Origin of the sequence: Pseudoalteromonas sp. OOF1S-7, assembly GCF_022347765.1 — a bacterium.
In the GTDB taxonomy this organism is placed as follows: domain Bacteria; phylum Pseudomonadota; class Gammaproteobacteria; order Enterobacterales; family Alteromonadaceae; genus Pseudoalteromonas.
In genome coordinates this window covers 380,658-398,387 of the sequence record NZ_JAKRFZ010000001.1, presented here as the reverse complement: position 1 = coordinate 398,387, position 17,730 = coordinate 380,658, and the positions used below count along the sequence as shown (strand labels likewise).

General features: G+C 46.7%; 12 protein-coding genes. 6 read left to right on the top strand and 6 right to left on the bottom strand.

Annotation, left to right across the window (positions count from 1 at the left end; genetic code table 11):
• The first annotated feature begins 4 nt into the window (after positions 1 to 4).
• Complete coding sequence (locus tag MHN33_RS01760) at positions 5 to 976, top strand: diguanylate cyclase (protein WP_125779006.1); 972 nt, start codon at positions 5 to 7, stop codon at positions 974 to 976.
• Between the two features lie 63 nt (positions 977 to 1,039).
• Here MHN33_RS01760 and MHN33_RS01755 read toward each other — a convergent pair whose 3' ends face one another.
• The 3 genes from MHN33_RS01755 to MHN33_RS01745 are packed head-to-tail and all read right to left on the bottom strand — an operon-like array spanning position 1,040 to position 5,786.
• The gene (locus tag MHN33_RS01755) at positions 1,040 to 2,545 is read right to left on the bottom strand and encodes a SpoVR family protein (RefSeq protein ID WP_239393725.1); all 1,506 of its coding nucleotides are present in this window, start codon (positions 2,543 to 2,545) and stop codon (positions 1,040 to 1,042) included.
• A 14-nt stretch (positions 2,546 to 2,559) separates the two neighbouring features.
• Complete coding sequence (locus MHN33_RS01750; RefSeq protein WP_239393723.1) at positions 2,560 to 3,840, bottom strand: YeaH/YhbH family protein; 1,281 nt, start codon at positions 3,838 to 3,840, stop codon at positions 2,560 to 2,562.
• A 23-nt stretch (positions 3,841 to 3,863) separates the two neighbouring features.
• Entirely contained in the window at positions 3,864 to 5,786 is a 1,923-nt protein-coding gene (locus tag MHN33_RS01745; RefSeq protein WP_239393721.1) for a PrkA family serine protein kinase, read from the bottom strand.
• 718 nt (positions 5,787 to 6,504) lie between these two features.
• Here MHN33_RS01745 and MHN33_RS01740 point away from each other — a divergent pair.
• On the top strand, positions 6,505 to 6,681 hold the full coding sequence (locus tag MHN33_RS01740) for a hypothetical protein (RefSeq protein WP_239393719.1): 177 nt from the start codon (positions 6,505 to 6,507) through the stop codon (positions 6,679 to 6,681).
• Here the strand turns inward: MHN33_RS01740 and MHN33_RS01735 are convergent.
• On the bottom strand, positions 6,673 to 7,254 hold the full coding sequence (locus MHN33_RS01735) for a Fe-Mn family superoxide dismutase (RefSeq protein ID WP_239393717.1): 582 nt from the start codon (positions 7,252 to 7,254) through the stop codon (positions 6,673 to 6,675). The genes MHN33_RS01740 and MHN33_RS01735 overlap by 9 nt on opposite strands.
• 272 nt (positions 7,255 to 7,526) lie before the next feature.
• On the opposite strand from MHN33_RS01735, the gene MHN33_RS01730 reads away from it, so the two are divergent.
• The 4 genes from MHN33_RS01730 (at position 7,527) to MHN33_RS01715 (ending at position 15,173) form a co-directional block, all read left to right on the top strand.
• The gene (locus MHN33_RS01730; RefSeq protein WP_046006741.1) at positions 7,527 to 7,874 is read left to right on the top strand and encodes a Grx4 family monothiol glutaredoxin; all 348 of its coding nucleotides are present in this window, start codon (positions 7,527 to 7,529) and stop codon (positions 7,872 to 7,874) included.
• A gap of 527 nt (positions 7,875 to 8,401) precedes the next feature.
• Positions 8,402 to 12,862, top strand: a complete 4,461-nt coding sequence (gltB, locus tag MHN33_RS01725; protein ID WP_239393715.1) for a glutamate synthase large subunit — start codon at positions 8,402 to 8,404, stop codon at positions 12,860 to 12,862.
• Positions 12,863 to 12,870: 8 nt separating this feature from the next.
• Complete coding sequence (locus tag MHN33_RS01720; RefSeq protein WP_239393705.1) at positions 12,871 to 14,286, top strand: FAD-dependent oxidoreductase; 1,416 nt, start codon at positions 12,871 to 12,873, stop codon at positions 14,284 to 14,286.
• A gap of 341 nt (positions 14,287 to 14,627) precedes the next feature.
• Positions 14,628 to 15,173 carry a hypothetical protein gene (locus MHN33_RS01715; protein ID WP_239393696.1) on the top strand — a complete coding sequence of 182 codons (546 nt, stop codon included), beginning with the start codon at positions 14,628 to 14,630 and terminating at the stop codon, positions 15,171 to 15,173.
• A gap of 176 nt (positions 15,174 to 15,349) precedes the next feature.
• Here the strand turns inward: MHN33_RS01715 and recN are convergent, their stop codons facing one another.
• Together recN and MHN33_RS01705 are read right to left on the bottom strand one after the other, a co-directional pair.
• A complete protein-coding gene (gene recN / locus MHN33_RS01710) occupies positions 15,350 to 17,026 on the bottom strand; it encodes a DNA repair protein RecN (protein ID WP_239393694.1) in 1,677 nt (558 codons plus the stop codon).
• A gap of 90 nt (positions 17,027 to 17,116) precedes the next feature.
• Entirely contained in the window at positions 17,117 to 17,692 is a 576-nt protein-coding gene (locus MHN33_RS01705) for a hypothetical protein (RefSeq protein ID WP_239393692.1), read from the bottom strand.
• Between the last annotated feature and the right edge of the window lie 38 nt (positions 17,693 to 17,730).

The following is a 17,730-nucleotide window of genomic DNA, read 5'->3' as shown; positions in this document are numbered from 1 at the left end:
AATTATGCCTGCATCTGATTTTGACATGAATGAGATCCATTGGTTAATGGATATGTTTAACACAGTGGATGTTGGCCTGGTCGTGCTGGACAGGAACTATCGTGTGTGTGTTTGGAATGGATTTATGGAAAACCACTCGGGGCTATTGCCAAGCGCCGTGAAAGACAAAGATGTCTTTGATTTGTTTCCCAGCATTGATGAAGCCTGGTTCAAAAGTAAATCTGAGCCGGTTTTTGTGTTGAAAAACCGGTCGTTTACAATTTGGGAGCAGCAACCCTACATTTTTCGCTTCAAAAATTATCGGCCGATCACCGGAAAGGCTGATTATATGTACCAAAATGCGACCTTCATTCCATTGACCACCGTGACAGGAGAAGTGGCACACATTTGTGTGATCATATACGACGTCACCGATGAAGCGATGAACAAGCTGGAGCTTGAAAAGGTCAATAAAACGCTGGAAAAAATGAGCCGCACTGACAGCCTGACTAAGCTCGCAAATCGAGGCTATTGGGAACAGAGTTTACGAACAGAATTTAAACGCTTGCAACGTAGTCATGGGAGTAGCAGTTTACTGATGTTCGACATAGACTTCTTTAAGCGTATAAATGATGCCTATGGCCATAGTGGCGGTGATGAGGCCATTCGCCATATCTCCGACTTGTTGCAAAAAACACTTCGTGAAACAGACGTAGCAGGGCGTTATGGTGGTGAGGAGTTTGCTGTCACTTTGGTCGACACGGATGCCGAGGGCGCAAAAGTGTTTGCAGAAAGGCTACGCAGTTTGATCGAAAACTCGGTCATTTATTACGATGATAAAGAAATCAAGCTTACGGTAAGTCTGGGTATTGCCTGTTGCGACGATAATTTCGAAAAATACGAGCAGTGGATTGAGGCTGCGGACACCGCTTTGTACCATTCAAAAGAAAATGGCCGCAATGTTGTTACAGTCTATGATCCGTCTATGGCACATTAGCCTCGCCGTATTGACAACTTGTATATGATAAAAAGCCCTTGTATCAAGGGCTTTTTGCTATATTTAGTCTTCTTTGCTTTCCTGCGGACACTGTCCCAGAGTCGTTACCGTGCCGTCATCCTGAAGTTCTTCCAGCTTGACCGGGAAGCCCCACAATCGATACAAATGTTTAAGTACCTCTTTTTTCGAGTCAGCAAGCGGGACCTTGTTGTGTGGCACATACCTTAATGTGAGAGAACGATCTCCTCTGATATCTACGTTGTAGACCTGAATATTGGGTTCATGATTGCTGAGATTATAATGTGCTGACAAACTGTTTCTGACTTTCTGATAGCCCGACTCATTATGGATAGCACCTACTTCCAGGTGTGGAGATTTCTCCTTATCTATGATTGTAAAGAGTTTAAAATCACGCATGATCTTTGGCGATAAAAACTGGCTGACAAAGCTTTCATCTTTAAAATTTTCCATTGCAAAATGCAGGGTGTCCAGCCAGTCTTTACCTGCAAACTCGGGAAACCAGTATTTGTCTTCTTCGGTAGGGTTTTCACAGATACGCCGAATATCGACCATCATGTTAAAGCCCAGTGCATAGGGGTTAATGCCCGAGTAGAACTTACTGTTGTAGGGCGGTTGATAAACGACATTAGTGTGACTTTGCAAAAACTCCAACATAAATGCATCGCTTAGCTTACCTTCGTCATACAGATGATTAAGAATTGTGTAGTGCCAGAATGTTGCCCACCCTTCATTCATAACTTGTGTTTGTCTTTGAGGATAAAAGTATTGCGATACTTTGCGCACAATACGAATGATTTCGCGCTGCCAGGACTCAAGCAGCGGGGCATTTTTCTCAATGAAGTACAGAATATTTTCCTGAGGTTCAGAGGGGAACTTAATATCTTCGCGTTCATCCTGTTGCTTGCCTTTCGGAATGGTCCGCCAAAGTTCGTTGACTTGAGACTGCAAGTAGTCTTCACGTTCTTTCTGGCGCTTCTGCTCTTCATACATAGAAATCTGTTGGGGACGTTTGTAACGATCAACGCCATAGTTCATGAGTGCATGGCAAGAGTCTAGGAGGTTCTCGACCTCGTCAATTCCATACTTTTGTTCACATTTTGCGACATAGTTTTTAGCAAAAACCAGGTAATCGATAATAGAAGATGCATCCGTCCAGGCTTTGAACAGGTAATTACCTTTAAAAAAGGAGTTATGGCCATAGCATGCATGTGCCATGACCAGAGCCTGCATTGGCATGGTATTTTCTTCCATCAAATAGGCAATGCAGGGGTCTGAATTAATCACAATTTCATAAGCCAGTCCCATTTGTCCGCGTTTATAGGTTTGCTCGGTTTGGATGAACTTTTTTCCGTAAGACCAGTGTGCATAGCCAATGGGCATACCTACACTAGAATAGGCGTCCATCATTTGCTCTGCCGTGATTACTTCAATCTGATTCGGATAGGTATCCAGTCTGTAATGGGCCGCAACACGGGCAATCTCAGCCTGATATTCTTCAAGCAGGTCGAACGTCCAATCCGGGCCATCATTAAGCGGGTTATATGTCATAGGCACTCCCCCTGTTAGGCTGCATTTTGTTGTCGGTTTTTCTTAAACAACTCTCTGAATATCGGGTAGATATCTTCGACCGACCGAATATGCTGCATGGCAAAGTTATCAAAAGTATCTGCGATACCCTGGTATTCGCGCCACAGACTCTGATGAGCACGAGTGGTAATCTCGATATAGGCGTAGTAACGCACTACATTTAGTAACTTGTTCGTTAATATGTCCGTGCAATGTGGTGAATCATCCGCCCAATTGTCACCATCTGAAGCTTGTGCTGCATAGATATTCCAGTCTCCCTGAGCATAACGATCAGCAATAATTTCATCCATTAACTTCAGCGCGCTCGATACAATAGTGCCACCCGTTTCCTGGGAGTAGAAAAACTCCTGTTCGTCCACCTCTTTGGCCTGTGTGTGGTGACGAATATAAACAACTTCAATGTCTTTGTAGGTGCGTGTTAAGAACTGATATAGCAAAATATAAAAGCGTTTTGCCATATCTTTGGTAGCCTGGTCCATAGAGCCTGACACATCCATTAGACAAAACATCACTGCTTTACTGGTGGGGTGAGGACGCTTTTCGTAATTTCTGAAGCGCAAATCATAGTTATCTATGAAGGGCACTGCGTCTATCTTACGCTTGAGTTCAGCGATTTTCTGCTCAAGTTGCTGTATCTCAGTTTGCTTGGGTACGGGATCTTGTAAGAGCTGTACCAGTCGCTCCTCAAGCTCTCTAAGCTGCTTTCGTTTGCTGGCTGTCATGGCAATACGTCGTGCCACCGAGCCTTTTAATGATCGCACTATATCCAGATTACTGGGCATACCGTCATTACAAAACCCAGCTCGATGCGTCTTCATTTGCACCAGCTTATCGAGTTGGCTTTTTTGCAGGTTAGGCAGCTCTAAGTCTTCGAATAGCAGATCAAGATATTCGTCCTTAGAAATAGAGAAGACAAAATCATCCTGACCTTCCCCCTGATCACTTGCGTTACCTTCTCCTGCACCGCCACCCTGGCCAGAAGGAGGGCGTTGTATTTTGTCACCCGTCGTGAACTGATCGTTACCCGGATGAATATGCTCACGATTCCCGCCCTTGCCTTGGTGAAATACAGGCTCACTGATATCCCGTTGTGGTATAGATATACTCTCACCGCTGGAAATATCAGTAACACTCCTTTTATTGATGGCATCAGAAACGGCTTCCTTGATCTGTTTCTTGTAGCGTCTGATAAAGCGTTGACGATTCAGCGTACTTTTATTCTTGCCATTCAGTCTACGATCGATGAAATGTGCCATAGAACACCCTCCAACCGCTAATGTTATTGAGATTTTCTAACCCGCAAATACCACTCAGACAGTAAGCGGACTTGCTTTTGGGTGTAGCCTTTTTCCATCATTCGATTGACAAAGTCTTCGTGTTTCTTCTGATCCTCAGCGGAGGTCTTCGCATTGAAAGAAATAACGGGAAGTAACTCCTCGGTATTGGAGAACATTTTTTTCTCTATTACGGTTCTGAGTTTTTCATAGCTAGTCCAGACAGGATTTGCACCGTTATGATGAGCGCGCGCTCTCAATACAAAGTTAACAATTTCATTGCGAAAATCTTTGGGGTTTGAAATACCCGCTGGTTTTTCTATCTTTTCGAGTTCGGCGTTGAGCGCAGCTCTGTCGAATAGCTGACCCGTATCCGGGTCTCGATATTCCTGATCCTGGATCCAAAAATCGGCATAGGTGACATAGCGGTCGAAAATGTTTTGCCCGTACTCAGAGTATGATTCAAGATACGCTGTTTGCAGTTCCTTACCTATAAACTCAACATACTGCGGGATCAAGTAGCCTTTGAGATGACTCAAATACCGCTCCTGAACTTCTGCACTGAATTGCTCGCGCTCGATCTGTTGTTCAAGTACATAGAATAAATGTACCGGGTTTGCCGCGACTTCGGCATGATCAAAGTTGAACACACGCGACAGAATCTTAAAGGCAAATCGGGTCGACAGACCTGTCATACCTTCATCAACCCCAGCGTAGTCCCGATATTCCTGATAAGACTTCGCCTTCGGATCTGTGTCTTTGAGGCTCTCACCATCATATACACGCATTTTTGAATAAATGCTGGAGTTTTCCGGCTCCTTAATACGTGACAAGGTTGAAAATTTTGCCAGTGTTTCGAGCGTTCCGGGTGCACAAGGTGCGGATCGGAGCTCACTGTTCTCGATGAGCTTTTTGTAGATTTTAACTTCTTCCGATACGCGCAAACAATAGGGCACTTTAACAATAAAGACCCGATCAAGAAATGCCTCGTTGTTTTTGTTATTCTTAAAAGACTGCCATTCTGACTCGTTGGAGTGGGCAAGGATAATCCCATTGAAGGGCAGAGCAGAGATACCTTCTGTTCCGTTATAGTTCCCTTCCTGTGTGGCAGTAAGTAGCGGGTGTAATACTTTAATGGGTGCCTTGAACATCTCAACGAACTCCATTAACCCTTGATTAGCCAGACACAGAGCGCCCGAATAGGAGTATGCATCCGGGTCATTTTGGGCGTAGTGCTCGAGTTTCCTAATGTCTACTTTACCAACCAGTGCTGAGATATCCTGGTTGTTTTCATCACCAGGCTCCGTTTTAGCTATGGCCGTTTGGTCTAGAATAGAAGGGTAGCGCTTGACCACTCTAAACTTAGAAATGTCTCCATTGTACTCATGCAGGCGTTTGGTCGCCCAGGGTGACATCACCGTCCTCAAATAACGACTATTAATGCCATATTCCTTGCTCAGTAAGTCACCATCTTCGAGTGGGTTAAACAGACTAAGTGGATGATCGTTAACAGGCGAGTCCTTAATGGCATAAATAGGCACTTGCTGCATTAGGTATTTCAGTTTTTCTGCAATTGATGACTTACCACCACCGACAGGACCTAATAAGTAGAGCACTTGTTTATACTCTTCGAGGCCCTGCGCGGCATGTTTTAAATAAGAAACGATTTGCTCGATGGCATCTTCCATGCCATAAAACTCGTGAAATGCCGGATAACGCGCGATCACCCGGTTTGAAAAAAGACGGCTAAGCCGTGCATCTGTGGATGTATCGACCATTTCGGGTTCACCAATTGCCATTAGCAGGCGCTCAGGCGCACTCGCATAAGCAGCTTTGTCTTCTTTACATATTTCCAAATATTCCGCTATGGTGAACTCTTCTTCTTGGGACGCTTCGTATCTGGACTGGTAATGCTCAAATATACTCATAATGAACTCCAATAACCTGTTGATGATGCGGTCTCTTAATGCAAGGCTACTTAAAGCTTAGTCGGGTTAATCAAAATTTGCCTAAAAATTCCACTAATTCAATGTAAAATAAATACTCTTTGATTTTGTGGCATAATCGATGAGGCTGCGATCTGTCCAGATTATTGTTGAGCAAACTTGAATATAATTAGCATGACAGTGCCCCGATGATCAAATTCAGACGCCAGCAACATGTAAAGGCATACAAAACAAATTCTTTGTAATTTCCCTAGTAATTTCAGTATGTCATGATATATATCTTTAGGTCTTTTTGTTTTACCCATCTGTAAAATGTACAACATGGCAATCCACAGTAATACGAAAAAAGTCAAAATTAGCCAAGTGTAGTGATTTGGAGATCTTACGGGCATAACAGCCGCCGCTGCAGTGCTGACAGGCCACTCAGAAGTTGAGACTACCAATTATAGGTTTACTTAAAGATTAGGCGTGATATTCAAAAATTGCCTAAAAATTCCAGCTATTTAATGTCCGTTGAGCAAAGTGCACAGGTGTGGAAATTCGATGCTAAATGAGCATTACGGTGCTTTATCTTCATGTTTGCATGTAAATGGCTAAATTAGACTAATAAAGCAGTTAACTTTCTGCCAATTGGGCTGTTGAGAAGAGGGGTTTTAGATAGTGTCTGCTGCTCCAAGCAGCGAAGGGTAGTCGTAGGTTTATGCTGCGTAAGATGGCAGCTGATGGCGGCCTCTATATTAGTATCTGTTACATTGGCTGGGGAGACGGCATGGAACAAGTCAAAGTCGGATACTTTAATCGGAGTCAGTCAGGGTTAAATGGTAATAAAAAAGGCGCAATGATGAGCGCCTTTTTGGATTATCTGAAATTAAGCTAGGTTGTCGTTTGCGAAATCCCAGTTAACCAGTGCCCAGAAACCTTTCAGGTAATCTGGACGAACGTTACGGTAATCAATGTAGTAAGCGTGTTCCCACAGATCTACTGTGATAATTGGTGTTACGCCGTCTTCAGTCAGTGGAGTGGCAGCATTAGACGTGTTTACGATGTCCAAAGAACCATCTGCAAGCTGTACCAACCAAGTCCAGCTCGAGCCGAAGTTGTTAACCGCTTTGTCGTTGAATGCTTCCTGGAACGCAGCAAATGAGCCCCATTTCGCGTTGATCAGGTCAGCCACTTTGCCGGTAGGCTCGCCACCACCATTTGGTGCCAGGCTGTGCCAGTAGAAAGTGTGGTTCCAGATCTGTGCTGCGTTGTTGAATACGCCGCCTTCAGAGCTACATACGATTTCTTCTAAAGATTTGTTCTCAAGGTCTGTGCCCTGGATAAGGCCGTTTAGTTTTACAACGTATGTGTTGTGATGTTTACCGTGGTGAAACTCAAGAGTTTCTTGAGAAATATGCGGCTCAAGCGCGTTGATAGCATAAGGAAGTGACGGTAGTTCAAAAGCCATGTTAATCTCCATTTCGTTGTTAAATTGCCAAAACAAATAGAAGCAATTTTTATCTTAACTTACATTTCTATACGATTTGACGGCATATAGTGATACTATAATTCCTGAGTATTTTACTCAAGTTTTGGCAAACAGCAATGGCAATAGCCAAGACTTGTAGAATGAATGGCTCAGATTGCATTCATTTTGTACATGCTGACTGCCTATGACAGCGGTTGCGTGACAAAGAGAGTGATATGATGAGTTATGCTATCGTCATTTTGAGGTAAATAATGGAAACCATTGAAAAGATTAAACAGCAAATCGCAGAGAATCCGATCATCTTGTATATGAAAGGATCGCCCAAGTTACCGAACTGTGGTTTTTCTTCGCAGGCATCTCAGGCGCTAATGGCGTGTGGCGAGCAATTTGCTTATGTCGATATTTTGCTTAACCCGGACATTCGTGCTGAGTTGCCTCATTATGCCAACTGGCCGACTTTTCCACAGCTGTGGGTTGAAGGTGAGCTGATCGGTGGATGTGACATCATCATCGAGATGTTTCAAAAAGGCGAGTTGCAGCCACTGATTGCTGAAACTGCCGCGAAATACAAAGAAGATGACGCTGAAAAAGCAGAGTAAGTCTGATAGCGTTTATATCCGAGGCATGTAATCAACTGGTCACATGCCTTTTTTGTATCTCTCTTTCGTACTAGACAACTTTGTCTGTGCAGCCATCACTCAGCTTTCAGCCACTGATATTTCCCCTAGCTTCACCCAGCATTATTAGTTTTGCAACACCAGGTTTACGTGTGCGTCAAGCGCGCGCCCAGCTTAAAACAAGGGATTGCCAAATTCACAGGGTGAATAGTGAATATTTATTCATTACTATATTGATCGTTACGTTTACGTAAACTTACTCTTTGCTGCGCTTTTTACAGCGATATTTTGATTTGATACCGGTGTCATTTTGTGGTTTTCTACCTTCTAGTATTGTTTTTAGAAATGAGAAGAAGTAATTCAAGTACCTTTTTTATGAGAAATATTCATGTATGTGAATAACTATTCTTTATTGTATTGACTCGAATACTAATCAAGGCTAGCTTTGATTATCTGCCAGTAATTCGTCTGAAATTACCGGCTGGCAGTTGTAGCAAGGGGAGGAGTCCATGTTATATGACTCGGCATTAGAAAAAGAAAACTGTGGCTTTGGCCTGATAGCGCATACGCAAGGTTTGGCAAGTCACAAGCTGATCCGCACGGCAATTACTGGCCTGGACAGAATGCAGCACCGCGGGGGCATTGCTGCGGATGGAAAAACTGGAGATGGCTGTGGCTTGTTGCTGCAAAAACCTGACAGCTTTTTCAGGGCGGTGGCGGCTGAAAACGACTGGCACCTTGGTAAAAACTATGCGGTTGGTATGGTTTTTCTTAATCAGGACTCGGCATTTGCCAGGCAAGCCCGTGACATCATTAACGAAGAATTAGAAAAAGAAACACTAACCTTAGTTGGCTGGAGGGTGGTGCCTACCGATCCAGGTATGCTTGGCCCTATCGCAACAGAGCAGCTGCCTCAGTTTGAACAGGTCTTTGTGTCTGCACCCGAAGGGTGGCGGCCAAAAGATCTTGAACGTCGGTTGTATATTGCCCGTCGTCGTATTGAAAAGCGTTTGTGTAATGACCCTGATTTTTACATTGCCAGCTTATCGGGCCTGGTTACCATTTATAAGGGCCTAATGATGCCGGCCGATCTGCCAAATTTCTACCTGGATCTAGCAGATATCCGGATGACCAGTGCGATTTGCGTTTTTCATCAGCGATTTTCTACCAATACGCAACCTCGCTGGCCGTTGGCGCAACCATTTCGTTATCTGGCGCATAACGGTGAGATAAACACCATCACCGGCAACCGGCAATGGGCAAAGGCGCGGGCTTACAAGTTCGCCTCGCCTTTGCTACCCGACTTGCAAAGTGCTGCACCATTTGTAAATGAAAGCGGCTCGGATTCATCCAGCCTGGACAACATGCTGGAATTGTTTTTAGCTGGCGGTATGGATATCTTTAGAGCGATGCGCATGTTAGTACCGCCTGCGTGGCAGAAAAACCGTGCTATGGATGATGAACTCAAAGCATTTTATGATTTTAACTCAATGCACATGGAGCCCTGGGATGGCCCAGCAGGCATTGTGATGTCTGACGGTCGCTTTGCAGCTTGTAATCTAGACCGAAATGGCCTGCGTCCGGCGCGTTATGTGATAACGCAGGACGGTTTTATTACCCTGGCTTCCGAGGTGGGGATCTGGGACTATGAGCCGGATGAAGTCATTGAAAAGGGGCGTGTCGGACCTGGTGAATTGCTGGTGGTGGATACATTGCATGGCAAAATTTGGCAGTCTGACGAGATCGATGAAGATCTGAAAGCCCGACACCCCTACAAAACCTGGCTGGAACAAAATGTTAAGCGCTTAATACCCTTCGAGGCACTGGATGAAGCCGATGCCGGGCAACGCGATTTTGACAGCGACACTTTGCTGATTTATCAAAAGTTATTTGCATATAGCAACGAAGAAATTGAGCAAGTGATCCGAGTGATGGGCCAGAATGGTCAGGAGGCCACGGGCTCTATGGGTGATGACACCCCGTTTGCTGTGTTATCAGAGGGGATCCGTTCACTTTACGATTACTTTAGACAAAAATTTGCTCAGGTAACCAACCCGCCAATTGACCCATTGCGTGAGAACCACGTGATGTCACTTGCCACCTGCATCGGTCGCGAGCAGAACGTGTTTAATGAAACGACGGGTCATGCTAAACGCTTGCAGTTTGATTCGCCGGTCCTGACCTATTCAGATACTCAGCAGCTGTTAGCGGCAGATGATGATCACTACAGCGTGTGTCGTATTTCATTGAACTACGATCCGGTTACGGAAAGCCTCAAAGCGGCGATTGAGCGGATCTGCGATGAAGCACAGGAAAAAGCCGCATCTGGTTGTGTCATGTTACTGTTAAGTGACCGATATATCAGCCAGGACACCATGCCAGTTCCAGCTGCAATGGCGGTTGGTGCCGTGCAACAACGGCTGGTTAATACTAATTTACGCTGCGATTCTAATATCATAGTTGAAACCGGCAGTGCACGGGATCCACATCAGTTTGCCGTGCTACTTGGCTTTGGCGCTACCGCGATTTACCCCTATCTGGCCTATGAGACTTTGGTTGCGCTGTGCGACAGCAAAGTCATCGAAAAAACATATCGTGAGGTGACGCTGGCCTATCGCAATGCCATCAACAAAGGTCTTTACAAGATCATGTCTAAGATGGGGATCAGTACGGTTGCCTCTTATCGCTGCTCTATGTTGTTTGAGGCCGTGGGTCTGTCAGACGAAATTGTTGAACTGTGTTTTAAAGGCGTTAGCAGTCGTATTCAGGGGGCGGGATTTGCTGAATTTGAGGCTGATGGTGCGCAGCTACATAAGCTGGCGTACAGCAAGCGTAAATTACTGTCCCACGGTGGCTTACTGAAGTTTGTCCATGGCGGAGAGTATCATGCTTATAACCCGGATGTGGTGCAGTCCCTCCAGGTTGCGGTGCGCTCGGGCCAGTATAAGGACTACCAGAAATATGCCGCTCTGGTAAACAATCGTCCGGTTACCAATCTGCGAGATCTGTTGCAACTCAACACCCAAGGGCCCGCAATTGATCTGGATGAGGTGGAGCCTGCAACAGAGCTGTACAAGCGATTTGACTCTGCGGCGATGAGTATCGGTGCGTTATCGCCGGAGGCCCATGAAGCGCTGGCGATTGCTATGAACCGCCTTGGCGGCTGCTCCAACTCAGGCGAAGGTGGAGAGGACAAGCTACGTTTTGGGACAGAGAAAAACTCACGAATTAAGCAGGTGGCATCGGGTCGCTTTGGCGTGACACCCCATTATCTGCAAAGCGCCGATGTGATCCAGATAAAGGTCGCACAGGGTGCAAAGCCCGGCGAGGGCGGTCAGTTGCCAGGTGAAAAGGTGACCCCTTATATCGCCAAACTCAGATATTCGGTGCCGGGCGTAACGCTCATTTCACCCCCGCCACACCATGATATCTATTCCATTGAAGACCTGGCACAACTGATCTTTGACCTTAAGCAAGTCAATACTAAGGCAATGATCTCCGTTAAGCTGGTCTCTGAGCCGGGTGTCGGTACCATAGCTACGGGTGTGGCAAAGGCCTATGCAGACTTGATCACCATCGCAGGCTATGACGGTGGAACAGGCGCAAGCCCGCTCACATCCGTTAAGTATGCGGGCAGTCCCTGGGAGCTTGGTTTGGCCGAAACTCAGCAGGCGCTGGTTGAAAATGGCCTGCGTCATCGCATTCGCTTACAAACGGACGGCGGCCTGAAAACCGGTCTGGACATTATAAAAGCCGCTATTTTGGGTGCAGAGAGCTTTGGTTTTGGTACCGGTCCTATGGTTGCACTGGGTTGTAAATACCTGCGTATCTGTCACCTGAATAACTGTGCCACCGGTGTTGCAACGCAGGATGAGACCCTGCGACAGAAGCACTACCATGGTTTGCCGGAAATGGCGATGAACTATTTCCGTTTTATAGCTCAGGAAGCGCGTGAAATTATGGCGTCTATGGGGATCAGCAAACTGACGGATTTAATTGGCCGAACTGATTTGCTTGAGGTACTTGAAGGCAAAACGGCAAGACAGCAGAAACTTGATTTGCAACCTTTGCTAGCAAAGCCGACAAACCCATCTGGCGAAACGCTCTATTGCAGTGCGCCGAATACGTCTCACTACCAGGGACGGCTTAACGAGAGCCTGCTTGAAAAAGCGAAACAGGCAATAGACGATAAAACTGGGACTTCTTTGGTGAGCCGGATCAAAAATACCGATCGCTCAGTGGGTGCCATGCTGTCCGGGTATATTGCCTCACGCCATGGCAACCAGGGGATGGCAGCAGATCCAGTGGTGATTGAATTGCACGGTACTGCCGGGCAAGCGTTCGGGGTATGGAATGCAGGAGGCCTGGAGATGATCCTGGTCGGTGATGCCAACGATTATGTCGGTAAAGGTATGGCGGGCGGCAAGCTGGTGCTGCGTCCGCCGGTTGGTTCGAGCTTCCAGACACATTTGGCAACCATTGCAGGGAACACCTGTTTGTATGGTGCAACTGGCGGTAAGTTATATGCAGCTGGACGTGCCGGTGAACGCTTTGCAGTGCGTAACTCAGGCGTGCAGGCCACCGTTGAGGGGTTAGGTGATAACGGCTGTGAATATATGACAGGTGGTGTGGTTTGTGTGTTGGGTCAGGTAGGCGTTAACTTTGGCGCCGGTATGACAGGAGGTTTTGCCTACGTACTCGACGAAGCCGGTGATTTCGATAAACGGTATAACCCTGAGTTGGTTGAAGTACTGCCTCTGGATGGGCTTGATACCATGCAGGAGCATTTACGTGGTCTGATAGCTGAACACCTGGAGCATACTGCATCGTGCCGGGCAGAGCAGATCCTGGCTAATTTTGAGTTGTATGTCCCTATGTTCAGGCTGATCAAACCAAAATCAAGCGATGTAAAGAGCTTGCTGGGGCACCGCGCACGAAGCAGTGCTGAATTACGTGTACAGGCACAATAGGGGGCAGTATGAGCGAAAATGTTTATCAATTTATCGATGTTCAGCGCATCGACCCGAGAAAGAAGCCAATCACAACGCGCAAGCGCTCTTTCGTAGAAATTTATGAGCCCTTTTCAAAGCAGCAGGTAAATTCTCAGGCTGATCGATGTTTGGATTGTGGTAACCCCTATTGTGAGTGGAAGTGTCCGGTGCACAATTACATACCGCAGTGGCTGAAGTTGATCCGTACGGGCAGGATCCTGGAAGCTGCAGAGTTGTCGCACCGGACCAATAGTCTGCCTGAAGTGTGTGGGCGGGTTTGTCCGCAAGACCGGCTTTGTGAAGGGTCTTGTACACTCAATGACGAATTTGGTGCCGTGACTATCGGCAATATTGAGAAATACATTACAGATACGGCGTTTGCCCAGGGCTGGAAGCCCGATATGTCTTATGTGACCTGGACCGATAAAAAGGTGGCTATCATTGGTGCGGGCCCAGCCGGGCTGGGTTGTGCGGATATCTTAGTGCGCAATGGTGTGAAGCCCGTGGTGTTTGATCGCAATCCGGAGATCGGCGGTTTGCTGACGTTTGGTATTCCATCATTCAAGTTAGAAAAGTCAGTGATGGAAAAGCGTCGTGAGATCTTCACGGAAATGGGGGTGGAATTTCGCCTTAATACTGAGATAGGCACAGATATCAGCATGGACGACTTACTTTCTCAGTACGATGCGGTCTTTATCGGAGTGGGCACTTATCAGTATATGCGGGCCGGCCTGGAGAATGAGGACGCTGAACATGTCTATGATGCCTTGCCGTTTCTGATAGGTAACACCAACCGGGTAATGGGTTATGACGAGAGTAAGCAGGTGTATATCGATATGGCTGATAAACGCGTAGTGGTGCTCGGCGGCGGTGATACCGCAATGGACTGCGTGCGTACGTCAGTACGTCAGGGGGCGAAGTCAGTGACCTGTGCGTACCGAAGGGATGAAGCGAATATGCCAGGCTCGCGTCGAGAGGTTAAGAATGCCAAAGAAGAGGGCGTTAAGTTTAGTTTTAATGTTCAGCCTAAAGGCATTGAACTTGATCAAAAAGGTCAGGTTTCGGGTGTTCGAATGGTGCGGACTGAGCTCGGTGAACCTGATGAAAATGGCCGCAGACGCGCACAAGAAGTACCGGGCTCTGAGCATGTGATTGAGGCTGATGCAGTGATTATGGCGTTTGGCTTTAAGCCTCATAACCTCGACTGGCTGGCAGCTTATGATGTTGCTATTAACGAGTGGGGCGGTATTGTAGCGCCTGAAAAAGGCGCGTTCACACACCAAACCAGTAATGAAAAAATCTTTGCTGGTGGCGATGCTGTACGTGGCTCTGACTTAGTGGTGACCGCGATTTTTGAAGGTCGTAACGCCGCGGAAGGGATCATGGATTATCTGGGAGTGTAAAATCACTTTTCAACCCGGAGTTCAGCCTTAGTTTAAAACAAGCCTACCGTAACCCATTGAGGTTAACGGTAGGCTTTTTGTTTTTTGATAGCAATATTTGCACAGGACTTGGACTGCGTCTCTAAGTGGGGTACGCTCTGGTCAAGTGTGAACTGTTAGTGTTTACTCTGAGGCACTAGTACCCACAGTCATTAACGGCAAAATACTGAGGTCACAGTCAATGGAGCATCAGGAATTGAAGTGTTGTCTGTCTATAACAGTGATGCGCTGTGTGTTGTAAATGGTGCCGGAACAAAGGTTTATTGTGTGGAAGGGTTATCTGGTTGGCGTAAGTAGGTCGAATGAATAAATTGCTTGCATTAATCTCTTTTTTAACAGTTTTCAATATGTTTGACTTTACCTGGGAGCTTCGCTTTATAGATACAAGGCTAAATTATCTGTTTGTGATGAGCCTTGCTGCTTTGTTACCAATTACCTTGTTTTTGTGGTCAGCCTACAGGAAATCTACGCTTGCTGAAATGATAGGGCTCGGAGCAAGTTTATGCCTCGCTGTTCCTTGTTATCTAGTGTTTATTGTAGCTAAATCAAACGCGGCAGCCATAGGAAAAAACGGGGTAGATGCTTCCTTCGAAGCAATAAACCGTATATCAAACGGTGCTTACCAGTATGTCTTGTACAGAACAAATGGGGGTGCAACTACCTCATTTGGATTGATGTTACGAAAAGAAAGGGAATTGGGCCTGGGCTTAAAGGTTGTATCTGTGTTGTATAGCAAATATCCCGCTTCACAGAGCACATTGGAACTCACTGAGCAGAGCCAAATCAAGATGCTGATCCAGCCATACAGCAAGCATGATCAGCCTGAAGTTGTGAAGTTAGCTATCTGATAAAAGGCTCAGTGCCGCGCATGAGTTCTAAGAGCAAGGCCACGCATACTTGCGTCATACGTCTGAGCTGATAAGTGGCAAAGTTGTAAGCCGTTGAGATTAGATAAACACAAAATGAAAACGGCTATGCCTTGATTTGCAGAAGTGCTCTGTCGCAACTGCTTTACTCTTTTGTACTACGCTCCCTGCACGTCAAGCAATTCCTTCGCACTGGCACGCGTGGTGCTGCTGACTTTGTCGCCGCCAAGCAAACGGGCGATTTCGTCAATACGCTGTTCCTGAACTAGCGGGAGCATAGATGTAAAGGTTTCACCGCCTTCAACACGCTTGCAAACAAAGAACTGATGATGGCCGCTACAGGCAACCTGAGGCAAGTGAGTCACGCAGATCACCTGGGTTGAGTTCCCGAGCTGGCGTAACTGTTTGCCCACCTGAGAAGCCGTGGGGCCTGAGATACCAACATCCACCTCGTCGAAAATCAGGGTCGGCGTGGTGACCCGATTTGCAATAATCACCTGAATAGCCAGGCTGATCCGTGACAGTTCACCACCAGAGGCCACTTTGGCCAGGGCTTGCAGAGGCTGACCTGGATTGGTCGAAACCAGAAAATCAATTTGGTCCATGCCCAGCTCATTGGGGCGTCTGTCTTCATGCTGGTTAAGTTGGATAGCAAACTGACCATTTTCCATAGACAGCTCATGCATGCTTTCACTGATCAGTTCATTTAAGGTCAGCGCTGCTTGCGCACGGCTTTCGCTGAGCTGAGCCGCGGAGATTTGATAAGCGTGCAGGGCCTCTGCTATTTCATGCTGCAGATCTTCTATGCGTTCGTTGTTAGAGCAAATGGACGCCAGCTCTTCATGTAGTTGCTGGTGATGCTGATACAGCAATTCGGGGCTGATCTGGTGCTTACGCGACAACGCCATGGCCTGAGCCAGCCTGTCTTCGACGCTCTGCAGGCGTTCCGGATCTTGCTCAATATTTTCCCCATAGGCACGAAGTTCCCGGCAACCTTCTTCGAGTTGTACCGCGGCCTCGCCTAACAATTGACTGATCTCCTGCAACTTAGGATCATAATTGCTCAATTCAATAAAGGTTTGCACACTGTGCTGAAGCTGGCCTAATACGGTCTGATCATCTTGCTCAGACAAACACATCAGCTCGCGCTGGCAACTTTCGGCCAGCGTCTGGCTATGACTCAGTCGTGTATGCTCGGTTTCAATCTGCTCATATTCGCCTTCTTCCAGTGCAAACTCATCCAGCTCCTGAACCTGATATTCGAGCAGTTGTTTTTTGGCGGCCTGAGCTTGCTGCTGTTTGATAAGCTCGGCATGTTCCTTCTGTAAGGTATGATAGTGCTGATACTGGGCACGCACCGCGTGTAACAGATTATCATGCCCGGCGTAGGCATCTAGCAACCTGAGCTGATGGTCAGGCTTGAGCAGTAACTGGTGGGCATGCTGGCCATGAATGGCTATCAGGCGCTGGCCTAATTCCTTGAGCTGGGCTGCAGTCACGGAGTTACCGTTGATAAAACTCTTACTGCGGCCGTTTTGCATAACGACACGGCGTAAAATACAGTTTTGTTCTTCATCATCGAGCATCAGGTCGCTGAGAAATTGCTGCGCATAGGGGAGCTGCCTGATATCAAACTGAGCGGTAATCTCTGCTTTGGTCGCTCCCGGGCGAATGCTGGCAACATCCGCGCGCTCGCCCAGACACAAAGAAAGCGCATCGATTGCAATAGATTTACCCGCACCGGTTTCACCGGTAATGGCAGTCATACCTGAGCGCCAGTCAATGGTTAATTCGTTAACAATGGCAAAGTTTTTGATTTGCAGACTGATAAGCATGCTGTATATCCAAACAGTATAATTACTGTTAATTTATACAGCATTCTTGGGAAATGCAACTTGAAATTGCGTTTTGTTAAGTACGGCCAGTTAGAGTGCCGCGGCTTTTTGCTGTTGCACGGAAGGATCGTTATTCTCGGTCTGAGCTGTGGCGTCTTCCTCGCTCTGTTCTGCTTCATGCATATCGGTTTGTGCCGGCATATCTGGCGTCTGGATCCGTGAGATCAGCGCAGGCAGAATTTCACTGTAAAATGCTTTGTTGTAGGCTATCCCGGCAGAAGGCAACTCGCTGACAAACATAAACAGCTGGTCGGCTAGCAGCTCCATATTGCCATTTTCACGACACTTGTTTAGTTCATTACCAATTGTGGCAAGCAAGTGATCGGTGACACGCTCCAGTGCTTCCAGATTTTCGTCATTGTGGGCCTGAACAACAAAAAAATTGCCAACAATGGCGTTAAACTGGGGCGCATGCTTTGGACGGATCAGCTTGTAACTTACGAATTCGCTAATTTTACTTTTGAAGTGACTGCTGATCTCTTTTAGCCGTTCATTGAACACCCGCTTCTCGGCTTCGCGGGCTTTTTTACGGTTATTCTCAATCACCACATAGACCCCTAAAATGGTGATCAACAAGGTAATAGATACGAAAACAACGTAGCTCATGTTGGTTTACTTTTCCCTAAAATAGAAAACAAATTTTA